General features: G+C 39.4%; 17 protein-coding genes and 1 rRNA gene. 7 read left to right on the top strand and 11 right to left on the bottom strand.

Annotated elements, in window-relative coordinates:
• The 5 genes from ACFFIP_RS02815 to ACFFIP_RS02795 form a co-directional block, all read right to left on the bottom strand.
• Positions 1 to 311: ribosomal RNA gene (locus ACFFIP_RS02815) — 16S ribosomal RNA — on the bottom strand; the annotation flags it as partial.
• A 438-nt stretch (positions 312 to 749) separates the two neighbouring features.
• On the bottom strand, positions 750 to 1,355 hold the full coding sequence (locus ACFFIP_RS02810) for a 3-keto-disaccharide hydrolase (RefSeq protein ID WP_382386039.1): 606 nt from the start codon (positions 1,353 to 1,355) through the stop codon (positions 750 to 752).
• A complete protein-coding gene (locus tag ACFFIP_RS02805; RefSeq protein WP_382386038.1) occupies positions 1,352 to 2,107 on the bottom strand; it encodes a 3-keto-disaccharide hydrolase in 756 nt (251 codons plus the stop codon). The genes ACFFIP_RS02810 and ACFFIP_RS02805 overlap by 4 nt, the downstream gene beginning before the upstream one ends.
• Positions 2,108 to 2,109: 2 nt before the next feature.
• Positions 2,110 to 3,459 (bottom strand): Gfo/Idh/MocA family oxidoreductase, encoded by a 1,350-nt coding sequence (locus ACFFIP_RS02800; protein ID WP_382386037.1) that lies wholly within the window; start codon positions 3,457 to 3,459, stop codon positions 2,110 to 2,112.
• Positions 3,460 to 3,562: 103 nt separating this feature from the next.
• Entirely contained in the window at positions 3,563 to 4,345 is a 783-nt protein-coding gene (locus ACFFIP_RS02795; protein ID WP_382386036.1) for an ABC transporter substrate-binding protein, read from the bottom strand.
• 305 nt (positions 4,346 to 4,650) lie between these two features.
• On the opposite strand from ACFFIP_RS02795, the gene ACFFIP_RS02790 reads away from it, so the two are divergent.
• The 3 genes from ACFFIP_RS02790 (at position 4,651) to ACFFIP_RS02780 (ending at position 6,130) form a co-directional block, all read left to right on the top strand.
• Complete coding sequence (locus tag ACFFIP_RS02790; protein WP_382386035.1) at positions 4,651 to 4,893, top strand: hypothetical protein; 243 nt, start codon at positions 4,651 to 4,653, stop codon at positions 4,891 to 4,893.
• Positions 4,894 to 4,974: 81 nt separating this feature from the next.
• On the top strand, positions 4,975 to 5,244 hold the full coding sequence (locus ACFFIP_RS02785) for a hypothetical protein (RefSeq protein ID WP_382386034.1): 270 nt from the start codon (positions 4,975 to 4,977) through the stop codon (positions 5,242 to 5,244).
• A gap of 7 nt (positions 5,245 to 5,251) precedes the next feature.
• Positions 5,252 to 6,130, top strand: a complete 879-nt coding sequence (locus ACFFIP_RS02780) for a DUF4934 domain-containing protein (protein WP_382386033.1) — start codon at positions 5,252 to 5,254, stop codon at positions 6,128 to 6,130.
• A 771-nt stretch (positions 6,131 to 6,901) separates the two neighbouring features.
• Here the strand turns inward: ACFFIP_RS02780 and ACFFIP_RS02775 are convergent.
• Together ACFFIP_RS02775 and ACFFIP_RS02770 are read right to left on the bottom strand one after the other, a co-directional pair.
• Positions 6,902 to 7,969: a M42 family metallopeptidase gene (locus ACFFIP_RS02775; protein ID WP_382386032.1), complete on the bottom strand. Its 1,068-nt coding sequence runs from the start codon at positions 7,967 to 7,969 to the stop codon at positions 6,902 to 6,904.
• Between the two features lie 48 nt (positions 7,970 to 8,017).
• A complete protein-coding gene (locus ACFFIP_RS02770; protein WP_382386031.1) occupies positions 8,018 to 9,601 on the bottom strand; it encodes an acyl-CoA carboxylase subunit beta in 1,584 nt (527 codons plus the stop codon).
• 165 nt (positions 9,602 to 9,766) lie between these two features.
• Between ACFFIP_RS02770 and ACFFIP_RS02765 the strand changes: the two genes are divergently transcribed.
• The 4 genes from ACFFIP_RS02765 (at position 9,767) to ACFFIP_RS02750 (ending at position 14,169) form a co-directional block, all read left to right on the top strand.
• On the top strand, positions 9,767 to 10,723 hold the full coding sequence (locus ACFFIP_RS02765; protein ID WP_382386030.1) for a Ppx/GppA phosphatase family protein: 957 nt from the start codon (positions 9,767 to 9,769) through the stop codon (positions 10,721 to 10,723).
• 36 nt (positions 10,724 to 10,759) lie between these two features.
• Complete coding sequence (locus ACFFIP_RS02760; protein ID WP_382386029.1) at positions 10,760 to 11,833, top strand: Ldh family oxidoreductase; 1,074 nt, start codon at positions 10,760 to 10,762, stop codon at positions 11,831 to 11,833.
• Positions 11,834 to 11,977: 144 nt separating this feature from the next.
• Positions 11,978 to 13,345 carry a Gfo/Idh/MocA family oxidoreductase gene (locus ACFFIP_RS02755; RefSeq protein WP_382386028.1) on the top strand — a complete coding sequence of 456 codons (1,368 nt, stop codon included), beginning with the start codon at positions 11,978 to 11,980 and terminating at the stop codon, positions 13,343 to 13,345.
• 101 nt (positions 13,346 to 13,446) lie between these two features.
• The gene (locus ACFFIP_RS02750) at positions 13,447 to 14,169 is read left to right on the top strand and encodes a DUF4397 domain-containing protein (protein ID WP_382386027.1); all 723 of its coding nucleotides are present in this window, start codon (positions 13,447 to 13,449) and stop codon (positions 14,167 to 14,169) included.
• Between the two features lie 36 nt (positions 14,170 to 14,205).
• Here the strand turns inward: ACFFIP_RS02750 and cysM are convergent, their stop codons facing one another.
• Genes cysM through ACFFIP_RS02730 form a run of 4 tightly spaced genes read right to left on the bottom strand, consistent with a single transcriptional unit; the run spans position 14,206 to position 16,749 of the window.
• A complete protein-coding gene (cysM, locus tag ACFFIP_RS02745) occupies positions 14,206 to 15,084 on the bottom strand; it encodes a cysteine synthase CysM (RefSeq protein ID WP_382386026.1) in 879 nt (292 codons plus the stop codon).
• Positions 15,081 to 15,914: a serine O-acetyltransferase gene (locus ACFFIP_RS02740; protein ID WP_382386025.1), complete on the bottom strand. Its 834-nt coding sequence runs from the start codon at positions 15,912 to 15,914 to the stop codon at positions 15,081 to 15,083. Before ACFFIP_RS02740 ends, cysM begins: the two co-directional genes overlap by 4 nt.
• A 21-nt stretch (positions 15,915 to 15,935) precedes the next feature.
• On the bottom strand, positions 15,936 to 16,481 hold the full coding sequence (locus ACFFIP_RS02735) for a hypothetical protein (RefSeq protein ID WP_382386024.1): 546 nt from the start codon (positions 16,479 to 16,481) through the stop codon (positions 15,936 to 15,938).
• Positions 16,462 to 16,749 carry an FtsB family cell division protein gene (locus ACFFIP_RS02730; RefSeq protein WP_382386023.1) on the bottom strand — a complete coding sequence of 96 codons (288 nt, stop codon included), beginning with the start codon at positions 16,747 to 16,749 and terminating at the stop codon, positions 16,462 to 16,464. The genes ACFFIP_RS02735 and ACFFIP_RS02730 overlap by 20 nt, the downstream gene beginning before the upstream one ends.
• Positions 16,750 to 16,881 lie beyond the last annotated feature (132 nt).

The following is a 16,881-nucleotide window of genomic DNA, read 5'->3' as shown; positions in this document are numbered from 1 at the left end:
GTGGGGGACCTTCCTCTCAGAACCCCTAAGGATCGTCGCCTTGGTAGGCCGTTACCCTACCAACTAGCTAATCCTACGCATGCCCATCTTATACCGATAAATCTTTAACAAAAACATGATGCCATGTCTTCGTACCATGAGGTATTAATCCGGGTTTCCCCGGGCTATCCCTCAGTATAAGGTAGGTTGCATACGCGTTACGCACCCGTGCGCCACTCTCAACAATCCCGAAAGATCGTCTACCGTACGACTTGCATGTATTAGGCCTGCCGCTAGCGTTCATCCTGAGCCAGGATCAAACTCTCCATTGTAAAGTTTTTTCTGGCCAGCCATCACTGGCTGACCTTGATTCTGTATCTACAGGTTTTTTTTATTCCCACAGGTCTTAAGACCAATGGTTTCTTGTCGTTTCGTATCCATCACTTCAAAGAACTTTTACCGCCCCTTCAGACAGTATCGCTGACCCTAAGGCCATCATCTTTTTTTTCCGTTCCTTCCGAACAGGAGTGCAAAGGTAATAAGCTTTTTGCTTTTCGCAATAAAAACTTTGAAAAATATTTTCTCAGTTCGTTATTTTCAAGTTTGTTTTCCCCGTTTGGGATTGCAAAGGTGAGAAGGTTTTTCTAATTACCAAAATACGGATAAAAATAAATTTTATAATATGACTAAAATCACTGACTGTCAGTTTGAAATTTTATAAAAAAATATCCTGGCCATTGATCGGCCAGGATAAAGTCGCATCAAATAAATTATAAAGGTCGTAAGACAATATTTCTCCAGTAAACTTTAATTCCCCCACCATCGTGGATCTGAAGTAAAATACCTCCTTCTCCTTGACCAATTTTCTCATCAGTAAAATCAACCATCTCTACGCCGTTGAGATAAGACACCACCCTGTCTCCATTTACTATAATCTTCATCTTGTTCCAATCCCCATATTTCAGGGCACTGTCCTTTTCTTTATCTGGTTTGATCAACCATCCCCTACCATATGACTCATATATACCTCCAGTATCATGTCCTGGAGGGGCCACTTCAACCTGCCAGCCGGAAACTTTTGTCCCATCTACAGTAGATCTTATAAATACACCACTGTTTCCATCTGCTTCCTGCTTAAATTCCAAATCCACTTCAAAGTTTTTGTAGTGCTTATCAGTACCCAGATAACCATAATCCTTATCCGGCCCACTTTCCGAAACCAACAGACCGTCTTCCACATACCACTTCTCCGTTCCATATATAATCCATCCACTCAGATCCTTTCCGTTAAACAGAGAAATCTCATTATTCTGCTGACAAGAGAAAAGCGCTGCTGATATGCTCAGCGCAAAAGCAATAATCCATCTTTTTTTCATAGGGGTCTTATTTTAATGTTTTTAAACCAAGCTTCGCTGCCATGATCCTGAAGTGAAATCAATCCTCTTTTGGCAATAGCATAATCAGGAAAATCATCCCATTTACCGCTATTCCTTCTAGCTGTCCAATCCTCTGAATAAGGTACAAACTCCAAGGTCTTTTTTCCATTCAACCAATAGCTGGCACCATCATTTCTGAATATAATCTTAGAAACATTCCATTCTCCTGCTGACTTCACCACTCCTTCCACATCTCCAGGATACATCGCATAATCTGATGCAATAGATTGCCAGTCTTCAAGCGGACTTTCAAAACCAAGTTGGTCTATGACCTGATATTCAGGACCTGTCTCATAAGGAGCTTTATATTTTGGATCCTCTACTACATGATAAAAGACCCCGCTATTCCCTCCGGGGGCAATCTTCCAGGTAAATTCTAGCTCGAATTGCTCAAAGTCCATAGGGGCAAAGACGATATCTCCTCCGATATCCCCGCCTGTCCCCAAGGCTTTCAATGCTCCATCTTCAACGATCCAACCTTCAGGAAAATCTGTTCCATTAAAAGCCCTCCAACCGGCAGGATCCTCTCCATCAAACAATAACATCCAGCCTAATGCCTTCTCATCTTCAGTCAAGGAATTGTCGGGTAAAACAATTTCCTCCACTATCTCCTCTTCTACTTCAGTTTTTTCAGGACTACAGGACAAGATCAAAAAAGGCAAAGCCAATGCCCATGCTATTTTGTTTTTCATCCTCATATCAATTTCATGTTTACAGGATCCCAATTGATGAATTTATTTTGGAAATAACTATCGTTACACAATAAAGCTGGAGCAGCTGCACGGAACCCAAAAACAGGATCTTCAGCTACTGTACCTCCTGTCCTAATGGCCGTGAACCAGTTACCAAAATGATCATAATGAGCCCCCTTCCAATTTCTCTGTGCTGTGAACACCAATTCTTTTGGAGGTAAGATGGTGGCCCTAGTTTCGGTTTCACCTCTCAATCTTGCCTGTTCCTGTAAAAATGGATCATCTGAAGTCATTGTCTGATTCATCTTCACTACGACTTCCTCCCATTTTACATCCATAGATCCTTTTGTCCCGACAATTCTCAAATAGGTGGTTCCACTTGTACCATCCACAAAATTACATCTTAGAGACAAGTTGAAGCCCGAGTGCTGAGGAGTTTCAGGATAATCAAAAGTTCCCAATAACACATCCGGAACCTCTCTTCCATCTTTCCAATACCTCAATCCGCCCATTGCCGATATTTTGTTTGGACCAAGGGAATCGGTAATAAAATGTAAACTTGAAAACAAATGGACAAAAAGATCACCTGACATCCCTGTTCCATAATCCAAGTAATTTCTCCAACGGAAAAATCTCAATGGATCCCAATCTTTTTTATTGGTATTGGAAATATATTTTTTCCAATCAACAGTCTGCTCATTCCCATCTTTTGGGATCGCATATTGCCAGGCACCTTCAGGTGACATCCTCGCCCAAAAACCTTCCGCATAGACAATGTCCCCAATAGCACCCTCCGCTAACAGTTCTTTTGCTTTTTCATTTCCCAATGAAGATACCCCTTGACTACCCACAACCATCACTTTTCCTGACTTCTTCCAGGCATTGATGACATCCATTCCTTCTTTTACGGAGTGGACCATAGGCTTTTCACAATACACATGTTTGCCGGCATTGAGCGCATCTATACTGATCTGCTTATGCCAATGGTCAGAAGTGGCAATAATGACGGCATCAATATCCCTTCTTTTAAGAAGTTCTGTATGATCTTGGGTAACAAAAAGATGATTGCCCCAACGTTCCTTTGCTGAATCCAACCTGCCTTTATATAAATCACATACAGCTACCAATTCAACATTAGAATGCCTAAGCGCTGTATTGGTATCCTCAATACCCATAATCCCGGCACCTATTAAAGCTAATTTAATGGTCGAATCATTTGCAGGCGAGATTGGCTGATCTCTTTCTATTATATTTTTGGCTTTTGCTTCTCCACTGAGAGCAAGAGGACTTAAGGCGGCTACTGCCCCTGTCGCTCCAAGTTTTTTCAAGAAGTTCCTTCTTTGTTGCTTCATGGTATTTGGGGTATTTATAAATTTTTGAAGGCCAAAAGTTAATTAAAATTTTTAAAAAAGTCCGCTAGGATGATGTATAATTTTACAAACGGTCAGGATTTATTTAAGAGGTTAGCCTTAAGGCCAAATCCAAAAAATAAGCTCTGGCCAAAGATAATCTACTCCCATACCATGAAAACATCTCCCCATCTACTACCAGAACTCTAGTGTTCGGCAACAAGGATGAGAACTCTTTCACATGTTTCTCCTTAAAAGGATAGGGCTCTGAACTCAAAAATAAAAAATTAGGAGATAATGTCTTCAGTTCCTCTATTGTTATTTCTGGATAACGGGGTTTGGAAATCACGTTCTCAAAACCAGCCCTTCCCAGCATGTCATGGATGAAGGTTTGCGGCCCCACTCCCATCAAGGGATCTTTCCAGATCAGATACACAGCTGTCCCATTGCGTATGTTGACCAAAGCATCCATATCCTGCCTGATCTGCTGAATCAAAATAGCTGCTTTTTCAGCAGTCCCCGTTATGGCCCCTATACCCAACATCATCCCAAATGCATCCTCTAAGGTATAGATATCACTCATCCAAACAGGGTATTTTTCCGACAAGCGTTCAATGCCCTCCTGATAATTTTCCTCTTTGTTTCCGATAATCAAGTCTGGTTGCAGCGCATCTATCTTATCAAAATGAAAGTTTTTGGTTCCTCCTATGATTATCTTTTCTTTCTTCAGCCCTTTTGGATGTACACAGAATTTGGTAACACCTTTAACCCTATCCCTCAAACCCAAATCTACTAAAAGCTCAGTCTGCGATGGTACTAGAGAGACAATCAGCTTTGGTGGGAGGGGGAGGGAAATGCTACGATTGAGTTGGTCTATGAATTGGGGCATGGTGATTTGTTCATTGAATTCATGAAATTAAAAAATAATATGGACATTAATCTTGAAAGAAACTTGCATATTTTAAAAAAAATAAATATAAAATTATATTTTTTCTGTCATTAATTACTATAAAAATAATTTCAAAAAAAAGATTTTTGTTATTTCAAAATTATATATTGTTTTTCTTCATAGTACAGGTAATATTTTTTTAGTTTTTTATATTTCTCGATATAACGAATATTTTGTATTTTAACTTTTATGCTTTAATATTAGATATGTTTAATTCTTAACTAAAATTTTATGAAAAAAATTTAATGAAACTGACAGGATTGTTAGGTGTTTTCTATCTTGGTTTGTTCGCCATGGAACTATCTAGCACAAGTAGTGAGAAAGATTTTTTCTTTAGTAATACCTTTACCAAAGGTATCTCACAACAGCAACTTCCCGATGTTTGTGGACCATTGATGGGAAATTCTTCAGGAACGAGGTATTGCTGTGCTAATCAGGATGCTTCAGCATGTTATGCGGCAGTTTGTGGTGGGGGATCACAACAGTAACTTAATCAAAAATAGAAATGGGGAGTTTGATTATTTCAATCACATTCTCCCCATTATTTTTACTAAAATAAAACTTAATTTATGAAAAGATTTATAGTCCCATCTTTATGTCTATGCTTCATTTTGGCTTGTTCTAATCCTCCAAAGGAAAAAGTTGAATTCGATATTAAGACAATTCATCAAGAAACTCCTGCTGAAGAGTCCATTTTAAATCTTTCCGAAAAATACAATCTTCTTGAAATTATAAAACTTGAGTCGTCTGATACTTCTTTGGTGGATTATGTAAATAAGGTTCTTTTAGATCGTAATAGGGATGTAATTTTTATTAAAGGGGGGAAATACAGTTTTTAAATTTGATATGAGTGGAAATTTTTTATCGAAGCTATCAAAAGGAAAAGGAGGGCCTGATGAATTTGTGAATTTAACAGACGTTGTTTTATTGCCTGAACAAGAAAGAATCTGGATTTATGATTCAAATAAATCTAGGATATTTCAGTTTACATATGATTTAAATCTAGAAATTTCTTATACAATTGGTTATCAACTACTCGGGATAGAGCGTTTTAAGGAAGGAATTATAGGTACTCCTGGTTATGTAGAAATCTTAGATAATTTTTCACTGTTCTATCTCTCTGGAGAAAGTTTTGCTACTGGATATAAATTAACAAGCAAAAAGTTAGAGTTTAATCCAGAGAAATCTAGATATCTACACGTACTTAGGCATGACTTTTTCTCCCAATCACCAGAAGGTTTTAATTTTGTCAATTCGTTTAATGATACTATTTATAATATTAATGAAAATTTTTACGTAATCCCGAAATTCTACATTGATTTTGGAGATAAGAAGATTTTGGAAGAGGATCTTGTGGGTCAAGGATATTCTTCAATAGTTGAAGTTTTCCAACATATAAATTCCACGGAAAAATCATTTAATATTGGAAATATAGTTGAATTGAAAGACAATCTTTTGTTTAGATTTTTTAATCAAGGTCGTTCTTTTGTCTCAATTTATGATAAGTCAAAGAAGGAGTTAAAGTCAGGAAGAAAAATCTCATTTGAATATCAAAATCAACAAGTGACTTTTAATTTGGATGAAGAAATAACATTTGGTTCCGTAGGTAATAATAGTGCTTATATGATTATTCCAGCTGAATCAAGCGTTTTAGGAGAGTACCAGACCCTTTTTCAGGTGAAAGACGGTGATAACCCCATAATATTGCTTTTTGATGAAAAATAGAATCATATTCATTTTGATATTTTTAACCGGATGTACTTCTTCTAAAAGAGAAGTTGATCTTAATGTTGATTCAGAGGTCAAAACTTTGCGTGAACTAGTGAATCAGGACATGAATAAGAATCGTTTTTATGAAGTATTGGAACTCCCAGGATCAACTAAAATGAAAGATGGATTGATTTTGGTCCTACCTTCCAGTTCCTGTTTCAATTGTTTTGAAGAATTGAATGAATATCTAAAAGAATATTTTTCATCGAGATCTAAAAAGGGAATGTTAATATTTAGAAACAAAAAAATCGAAGAGAGGGAAATAAGATTTTCCATACAGAGTATTCTTTCTTTTGATCGGGTTGAAATCCTTGAAACTGATCTAGCTCCCTTTTTGAATCAGCACGAATTTTTTCCAATCCTCGGATTTTTCAGAGATGGGAAAATTTGTTGTTTGGAAGTATTTGACCAAGGAAATATGGAAAAACTTGATGCATATTTTCAATTTTTAAATTTCACAGATTGATTTTTTCGAATTTCAAATTGTTTTTGTTTTCTTAAACATACTTAAGATTTTTGAAATTAGTCATAAAATATCCGAAAACAGGCAACTTATCTTTTAAGTTCAAGTCGGTTGAGATGAAAACATTCCATTTCCAAAGAATTCCGCAGTGAATGTGGAATTAAGGATTATAAATTATGTATAACAAAACGTTCAAAATAACCCATACTTAATCAAAATCAAATATTAATTTTTTTAACTTTTTACTCATTTACGGATAACCATTATTTAATATATCTAAAATCAAACCCCGGGTCAAACTCCACCAAAAACTTATACATCAATTCAATCACATTATTGATATCTTCCTTACTGGCAGTTTCTACTGTGGTATGCATGTATTTCAAAGGCAGAGAAATCAAAGCGGAAGGAACCCCTTCGTTAGAATAGGCAAAAGCATCAGTATCAGTACCTGTACTTCGAGAGGCAGCAGCTCTTTGGAAAGGGATATCATTTTTCTTGGCCGAGGCGATGATCAGGTCCAACAATTTTTTATGCACCGCAGCTCCATAGGTAAGTACCGGACCTTTTCCTGCTGTCTGATCCCCACTGCTGATTTTGCTGTACATAGGAGCGGTGGTATCGTGACATACATCGGTGATGATGGCCACATTAGGTTTGATACGGGCCGCAATCATCTCTGCTCCCCTTAAGCCGATTTCTTCCTGTACGGCATTGACCACATACAAAGCAAATGGCAATATCACTCCAGCCCCTTTAATTTTTCTGGCTACTTCTGCGATCATATAACCTCCGATACGGTTATCCAAAGCCCTTCCTGAATAAAACTTACCATTCAACTCCTGTAGTTCATCTTTGAAGGTAATCACACAACCGACGTGGATGCCCAAAGCCTCCACTTCCTCTTTGTTTCTTGCGCCAACATCAATAAAGATATTATCCAAGGTAGGGGATTCTTCTTTCCCTTCTTTTCTTACATGAATCGCCGGCCATCCAAATACCCCTGGCACAATACCCTTATCAGTATGGATATTTACCCTCATGGATGGGGCTATCATATGGTCAGAACCACCGTTTCTCCTGACATAAATGTATCCGTCAGCATTGATGTAATTTACAAACCAGGAAATTTCATCCGCATGGGCTTCTATGACTACTTTGTAGGGATGTTCTGGATTGATCACCCCAACGGCAGTTCCGTAGTGATCGGTAAAATAGGTGTGAACAAAGGGTTTTACGTAATCCAGCCAAATCTGCTGACCGGATGCCTCAAATCCAGTTGGAGAAGGGTTGTTGAGGTATTTATATAGAAAATCCGTTGATTCTGACATTTTGGTATTGAAGTTTGAATTTGGAATTTGGATCTTGGAATTTGAAGTTTAAAGAGGAATATTCCCATGCTTCTTCCTAGGCAGTTTATCTACCTTATTTTCCAGCATTTTGTAGGCACGGATCAGTTTTTCGCGGGTTTCGGAAGGCATGATGACTTCATCCACAAAACCTCTGTGGGCTGCACGGTAAGGATTGGCAAACTTAGCAGTGTACTCATCAATTTTTTCCTGCAATTTCTCCTCCGGATTTTCAGCTTCGGCAATCTCTCTCTTAAAGATGATCTCGGCAGCACCTTTGGCACCCATCACGGCAATTTCAGCTGTTGGCCAAGCAAAGTTCAGATCGGCCCCAATATGCTTGGAGTTCATCACGTCGTATGCACCACCATAAGCCTTCCTTGTAATAACAGTTACCCTTGGCACAGTAGCTTCAGAGAAGGCATACAACAATTTGGCTCCATTGACGATTATACCATTCCACTCCTGATCGGTACCAGGCAAGAAACCTGGAACATCCACCAACACCAGCAAAGGAACATTGAAAGAATCACAAAAACGTACAAATCTGGCTGCTTTGATCGAGGCATGGTTATCCAGTACTCCTGCAAGAGATTGTGGCTGATTGCCTACTATGCCAATGCTTCTTCCTGCAAGGCGCGCAAAACCTACAACGATATTGTCTGCATAGTTTTTGTGTACTTCAAAGAAAGAACCTTCATCCACAATACCGTCAATCACCTCACGCATATCGTAGGGATGATTGGGATTGTCAGGAATGATATTATTTAGAATTTCCCTGGACTCATCATCCTTCATCTCATATTCATAGACAGGCGCCTCATCCTCACAGTTTTGAGGAACATAACTGAGCAGTTTCTTGATATGATTGATACATTCGAGTTCGTTGGCACAAGCAAAATGGGTTACGCCACTTTTAGTACTATGGGTGCTGGCTCCTCCTAATTCTTCTGCAGTAACAGTCTCTTGGGTAACGGTTTTGACCACATTTGGGCCTGTAACAAACATATAGGAAGTGTTTTCCACCATCAGGATAAAATCCGTAATGGCTGGGGAATAAACAGCCCCACCCGCAGATGGTCCCATGATAGCAGAAATCTGGGGCACCACACCGGATGCTAGGGTATTTCTATAGAAAATATCCGCATAACCACCCAAAGACACCACGCCTTCCTGGATACGGGCACCTCCGGAATCGTTCAATCCTATCACCGGAGCACCGTTTTTCATGGCCAAGTCCATGATTTTACAGATTTTTTCTGCATGGGTTTCTGAAAGTGAGCCACCAAAAACTGTAAAATCTTGGGAATACACATAAACCAACCTACCATTCACTTCACCATAACCTGTTATTACGCCGTCTCCAAGGTAATATTCTTTGTCAAGACCAAAATCCTTAGCTCTATGCATGACAAATTTGTCTATTTCCTGAAAAGTACCTTCATCAATCAAAAGATGAATACGTTCTCTTGCAGTTAGCTTTCCTTTTTTATGTTGAGCAGCAATCCTGTTTTCCCCACCACCCAAAAGTGCTTCCTCATTTTTCTTCTTCAGCAGTTCGATTTTTTCCTTATTGCTGGGCAGCGTGTAAACACCTTTTATATTGCTTTTCATATCTATCTAATCTTTTGGTTCGTCCAAATATAAAGAGGGGCGGTTTAGCTAGAAAATAAAACTTGATGAAGATGCCATAAAATCAAAACTCTGAGATTAAAAACAGAGTAGTCAATGCTTTTACGATAAACTTTCTATATTCGCACAACAAAAATTTAGCTTGGCATGGCTCCGAATAAAGCAGCAATTATTGACATGGGCACCAACACTTTTCATTTGTTGTTGGTTGAATTATATGAAGATAAGTTTGAGACTTTGTATAAGGAAAAAATTCCAGTTAAAATAGGACAAGGGGGAATTAGTCATAATACCATTCATCCCGAGGCACAAAAAAGAGCATTCCATACGCTTCAACATTTCAAGAACCTTATCGACGGCGAAGGAATTACTAAAATTTTTGCTTTTGCCACAAGTGCTGTCCGCAATGCTGACATCGGACATGAATTTGTTTCCAAAATCCAAGAACAATTCCATATTTCTGTCAATGTGATTGACGGTGATCAGGAAGCGCAAATGATATATGAAGGTATACGATTCAGTGGTTCACTTAGGGATGAAATCTGCCTAATGATGGACATTGGGGGTGGTTCGGTGGAATTTATCATTGGAAACCAACATGAGGCTTTATGGAAACGTAGTTTTGAAATAGGCGGACAACGGATGCTGGATTTATTTCACTACCATGACCCTATTTTAAGGGAAGAGGTCGAAAACCTTACCAGCTACCTTGAAGATAAGCTTCTGGAATTGGCTATGGCGATCAAAACTTTCAATCCAACCTGTTTGGTCGGATCTTCGGGAACTTTTGATACCCTTACAGACATTTATTTTGAGTCACTACATCAGAAAAAATCAAGAAGTCAACAGGTATTTCAACTTCCCAGAGCAGAATTTGAGGTAATTGCAGGAAAACTATTAACCTTGAATAAAGAGCAAAGACTTCAAATACCAGGTATGATTCCAATGAGAGTGGACATGATTGTTGTAGCGTCCTGTCTGATTGAATACATTCTGAAATTAATACCTGTAGAGACCCTGATCTGCTCTAACTACGCACTCAAAGAAGGTGCTATTGCCCAATTGATGGGAAAACATTCTCTTGCGGCTTTGCAAAGCAGGTAGACGACAAATAATTCACATTACTTATTGGACCATACCATGATTTTCTCCTACAACCAATTATTCGAATTCACAAAAGGAATTTTAATGCAGATTGGATGTCCTGAGAAGGATGCCCTTCTCGCTGCGGATGTACTGCTTTCTGCGGATCTTAGAGGAGTGGATTCACATGGTGTGGCCAGACTTTCCGGATATGTAAGACTCTGGGAAAAGGGAAGGATCAACCCTATCCCTCAGATAAAAATTGTCCATGAAACTCCTAGTACCGCAGTGGTGGACGGAGACGGTGGACTTGGCCTAGTGGTGGCTCCCTATGCGATGCAAGTAGCTATCGATAAGGCAAAAAATGCCGGAACTGGATGGGTTTCGGTAAAACATTCCAACCACTATGGCATTGCCGGTTACCATGCCATGATGGCTTTGGAACATGACATGATTGGCATCTCACTCACCAATGCCAGCCCACTGGTCAGCCCAACATTTTCAAAAGAACGACTTCTAGGAACAAATCCCATTTCTGTAGCTATACCGGCAGACAAACAACCTCCATTTGTTGCTGATATGGCAACCACTACAGCGGCAAACGGAAAATTGGAAATACTACAAAGAAAAAATCTAGACGCTCCATTAGGTTGGGTACAGGATAAAGAAGGACATCCAACCGCAGATTCCAATGGAGTCAAAAAAGGTGGTGCTTTACTTCCATTAGGAGGTGACCGGGAACACGGATCCCATAAAGGATATGCCCTTGGTGCAATCGTAGACATTTTTTCTGCTGTCTTGTCTGGCGCAAACTATGGACCATGGGTTCCACCATTTGTAGCATTTCTAGATCCTGATCCAAATCCGGTAGGAGAGGGTATCGGTCATTTCTTTGGAGCCATGAGAGTTGATGCTTTTAGACCTGCAGACGAATTCAAATCACACATGGACAATTGGATAGAAAGATTCAGAAAAGCCGAGACCACACCTGGTCATGAAAAAGTTATTATTCCAGGAGATCCAGAAAGAGAGCTCGAGGCAGAAAGAAAAAAATCAGGAATCCCTCTATTAGCTCCCGTTGTTGAAGACCTAAAAAACCTCGGCGAAAGGTTTGGGGTCTCCTTTTCATGATCAATTAGGAATTAAACCATAAAATCTTTCCGGAATTTTTCAAAGGCTATTATTATACCATCCATCAAAACAGATTTGATTGATTTTGACCTTTTTGTAAATTGTGAGGGATAATATTGTCAAAACCTATTAAACCCAAAAGCTATGACTCCCCCTTCCTTAAACAGGAGACAATTTCTAAAAGGCAGTAGCGCCACCCTGGCTTTAGCCAGTATGGGCCTGATGAGTATGGATTTCATCAAAACAGAGAAACCACTTCAAGTTGCCCTTATCGGTTCTGGCTGGTACGGCAAGAGCGACTTATTTAGACTTATGCAAATAACTGAATGCAATGTAGTCGCCCTCTGTGACGTAGATAGCAAAATACTGAAAGAAGCGGGAGAACTTGTCAAAAGCAGAAGCAAATCAGGCAAGACTCCTAAATTATATAAAGATTATCGAGAACTGCTCAAAAACCACCAGCTGGATATCACTGTCATAGGTTCACCTGATCATTGGCATGCACTGCAAGCGATCGCCGCTATCAAGGCTGGATCCCATGTTTATTTGCAAAAACCAATTTCTGTAGATGTCATAGAGGGAGAAGCCGTTTTGGCGGCTGCCAGAAAATATAACAAAATGGTGCAGGTAGGTGTGCAAAGAAGAAGTACCCCTCACTTGGTTGATGCCAAAAAGCAAATCCTGGAAAGCGGGAAATTGGGCAAAATCTCGCATGTGGAAATATGTTGTTACTACCATATGAGAGCTAATGGCAACCCACCAGAGCAAGATGTGCCAGATTTTTTGGATTATGAGATGTGGACAGGCCCTGCTCCGCTTAGACCTTACGATGGACTTCCCCATACCAGATGGTGGAGAACATTCATGGAATATGGCAATGGAATAACCGGAGATATGTGCGTGCACATGCTGGATTGTGTCCGGTGGTTATTGGGCTTGGGTTGGCCAAGAAAAATCACGGCGACAGGGGGCATATATGTTCAAAAAGAGGGAAAATCAAATATTGCAGATACACAAACAGCCATTTTTGAATTCGATGAATTGAATGTGGTTTGGCAGCACAGGACGTGGGGGAATCCTGTTGACCCTGAATATCCATGGGGATTCAAAATTTTTGGTGAAAAGGGAATGTTGGCCGGCAGTACTATGAAAGCAGAATACTTTCCAAATGGCGAAGGAGATAAAATCCTTTTCGATGTTTTATATGAAAGGGAACAATATCCAGAAGACCTTAAAGAAGACAGAATTGAACTGAATGCCGCTCCAGCAACAAGGAGACAAATGAAAAATCTGATTGAGTCCATCAATTCTGGTAAACTGCCTGTAGCGGATATTGAAGAGGGGCATATTTCTACCGCTTCCTGTATCCTTGCTAATATCGCCATGGATCTGGGCAGACCAGTAATCTATGACCCCAAACAAATGATCATAAAAAACGACCCTGAAGCTACCGCAAAATTGAGAAGGCCTTATCGAGGCCCTTGGGTGCATCCTGAACCTGATCAAGTATAAACTTAAATCCTCAACAAAAAATGTTGAGGATTTTTTTTGCCTTTTGTAGCACTTACCCTGAAAGAAACGTCTTTTTAATAGAATACTAAACCAACTATTTTATGAAAATCAACAGTAATCACATGATGGGATTCAGAATCTGGATAAGCTTATTGGCGTTGATCCCTCTTTTGACATTATTCTCCTGCTTGGATAATAATGATGAAGGTCCCGTCCCCGACACTGCCTTTGTCAGCATTTACCATGGTTCCCCTAACGCTCCTGAACTGGACATTTATACGGAATCCAGAAGGATCACCAATAGTCCTTTGGCTTACAGCCAATCATTTCCCTACAGTCAGTTTTTTGCTGCTGACAGAACGCTTAAATTCAATCCACACAATGCTTCCAATACCTTATTGGAAACTGAACATACTTTTGAAAAAGATAAAATTTACACCCTGTTTATTGTAAATGAAGTGGCTGATTTGGAAGTCTTACAAATAGAGGATAGCTGGGAAGACCCCGATGGAGACCATGCAATGGTTCGATTGGCACACTTATCTCCTGATGCAGGAGAACTCGAAGTGCTGATCAATGATGAATCACTGCCTTTCGGAAACAGTAATCCTTACCTTGAGGTGACAGAGTTTTTGAAAATGGAAAAAGCAAAAGTCAAAGTTACCGTAAAATCAAAAATCAGCGGTGAAAAGCTGGTCGAAGTCAATGAAATTGATTTGAGGGGGAATAGGGTTTACACACTTATGATCAGAGGCTTTGCTGATCCAAGCAAGGGGAACAATCAGCTCAGCGTTCAATTGATCACCAATTATATCAAGTTTTAATTTTTTTTAAGGGCGCAACATCAGCGCCCTTTTTTTTTACCCAAATAAGTCTGAAGAAAGATACCTATCTCCCCTATCACAGGTAATACAGACAATTAACCCCTCCTCAATTTCCTTAGATAATTCTATAGCTGCATGCAAAGCACCTCCGCTGCTCATCCCTGCCAAGATGCCTTCTTCTTTGGCCATTCTTCTGGTCATTTGGGTGGCTTCTGCCTGACTTACATCCATTATTCTGTCCACTTGAGCAGGATCAAATATTTTGGGTAAAAATTCAGGTGTCCATCTTCGAATACCTGGTATGTTAGAACCGTCAGTAGGCTGCGTGCCGACAATCTGAACATACCGATTTTGTTCCTTTAGGTATTTGGAAACTCCCATGATCGTACCTGTGGTACCCATTGCAGAAACGAAATGTGTTACCTGCCCTTGTGTATCTTTCCAAATTTCTGGCCCTGTGCTGTAATAATGGGCCATGTAATTATCAGGATTGGAGAATTGATCCAAAATAATATACCCCTCATTCTTAGCCATTTCATCTGCCAATTCCCTGGAATATTCAATTGTCTTTTCGGCAGGAGTTAATAACACATTAGCGCCATATGCCTCCATGGACAACACCCTTTCTCTGGTCGAATTATCCGGCATAATCAAGGTCATTTCCAAACCAAGGATATTGGCTACCATGGCAAGGGCAATACCTGTATTCCCGCTTGTCGCCTCCACTAATTTATCACCTGGTTTGATCTCTCCTCTTTCAAGAGCTTTTTTGATCATGTTATAGGCTGCCCTATCTTTAACACTTCCTCCCGGATTCTGACCTTCGAGTTTACAGAAAATTTTCACATTAGGATTGGTCGGGATACTTGCAAGCTCAACCAAAGGAGTATTGCCTATCAGATCAATTAATTTCATCCTTCGTTCTTTATAATGTACGTATCAGTTTGATCGGATTCAGGATTGTACATTTTTGCCTGGTAATAAATCTTACTCTTTGGAGGAATACTTTTCGTTAACCAAACATTGCCTCCTATGGTCGAATGTTCACCTATAAAAGTTTTGCCTCCTAATATAGTTGCCCCAGCATAGATCACCACAAAGTCTCCAATGGTGGGATGACGTTTTTTATCCGCATCTGATTTTTCTACGCTGAGAGCACCTAAGGTTACGCCCTGATAGATTTTCACACAATTACCAATGGTTGTCGTTTCACCAATGACTACACCTGTTCCGTGATCAATGCAAAAGCGCTCTCCTATAGTCGCTCCGGGGTGAATATCCACTCCGGTTTTACTATGTGCATATTCTGTAATCATCCTGGGTATCAAGTTCACTCCCAAAGTATGGAGTAAATTGGCCACTCTGTAAGCCACTACCGCATAAAAACCAGGATAGCATCTAATAATCTCTGTTTTGGACTTTGCCGCAGGATCTCCATCAAACATCGCCTGCACATCTTGTTGAAGTAGGTCATAAACTCTTTCCAAACCTTCAAAAAACTGATTGGCGATTTCAGCCCCTTCACCAGAATGCAAATGTTTGTTCCTGATCAGAATCCTGCTCAATTTATGTCTGATTTCTTCTATTTTCTCCCCTATCTGATCCTCTTCTTTTAACAACTCTGAAGCAAAATCCGGAAAAAGTAGGCCTAGAATGTTTTCAAAAAAAGTATGGACAACCTTTGGGGAAGGGCATTCAGGACAATCCTTGTGGGATTTGCTCAGTTTTTTGATCAATGAATCCATTTATATTACGGGTTTGAAAGACTACAGAACAAAACCCACTCGAATGACATAAGGTTCATTATAAGGAGACCTTCTGTTATCATGGATCAGGTTATACAAGAATGTAAAATTTGCTCCCCCTCGATTCCCAAATGGTGCAAAGTATCCTGCTCCTAGAAAAAACCCTGGCACCCAAGTCCTTTCAAACCTGTCTGTGTTTTGATTATATAGGTCAAAATTCAGACTCTCCAATTCTATATGTCCAAAAAAATTGGGAAAAACATTATACCTACCGAAAACCCTGCCACCGTACAAACTGCTGTTCCCTCCTATAAATCGTCTATCGTTAAAATATTGGTATGTCGCCCCAAGGCCACCTGACAGTTTATTGGTAACCATGGCTCCCACAAGTGGGGATACATCAATATAGGTGATTGTACCGAAAGACATGGCAAAATTACCACCGTAATATAGCCTGTCCTTCAATGGAGGCCTGTTCCCTTCATCTATTACCCTTTGTCCACAAACCTCATTCGCTACTATCAAAAAAAACAATCCTACTAAAAAACTATTCTTCAACCACAACATACAAATCCTCTGTTTTCTTTTTCATCAAATATCTTTCTCTGGCAAATTTCTCGAGCAATTCAGAATTGCTCATCAATTCTTCACGATCTTCCTGGATTTTTTGTTTTCGCTCCAAATAAAATTCTTTTTGTTTTTCAAGCTCCTTTACTTTGGAGCTTAATTTAAACTGGGAAACAATATCATTGGAATCAATCAGAATCATCCAGATGATGAAAAACATCGTGAAGACAAAGTAAAAATTTTTGGTGTATTTGAGATATTTGCCCATTTTTCAAAGTGATTGACTTAAACAAAGATATAAATTGAAACCAAATAATTCCACTTATCAGGATCTTATCTAACTGAATTCAATCCAATAACAAGAAGAATTACATTGATAATTATATTGAAAACCAAGTGC

This window comes from Fontibacter flavus, assembly GCF_042432905.1.
Lineage (GTDB): Bacteria > Bacteroidota > Bacteroidia > Cytophagales > Cyclobacteriaceae > Fontibacter > Fontibacter flavus.
This window is presented reverse-complemented; position numbering and strand designations above follow the sequence as displayed.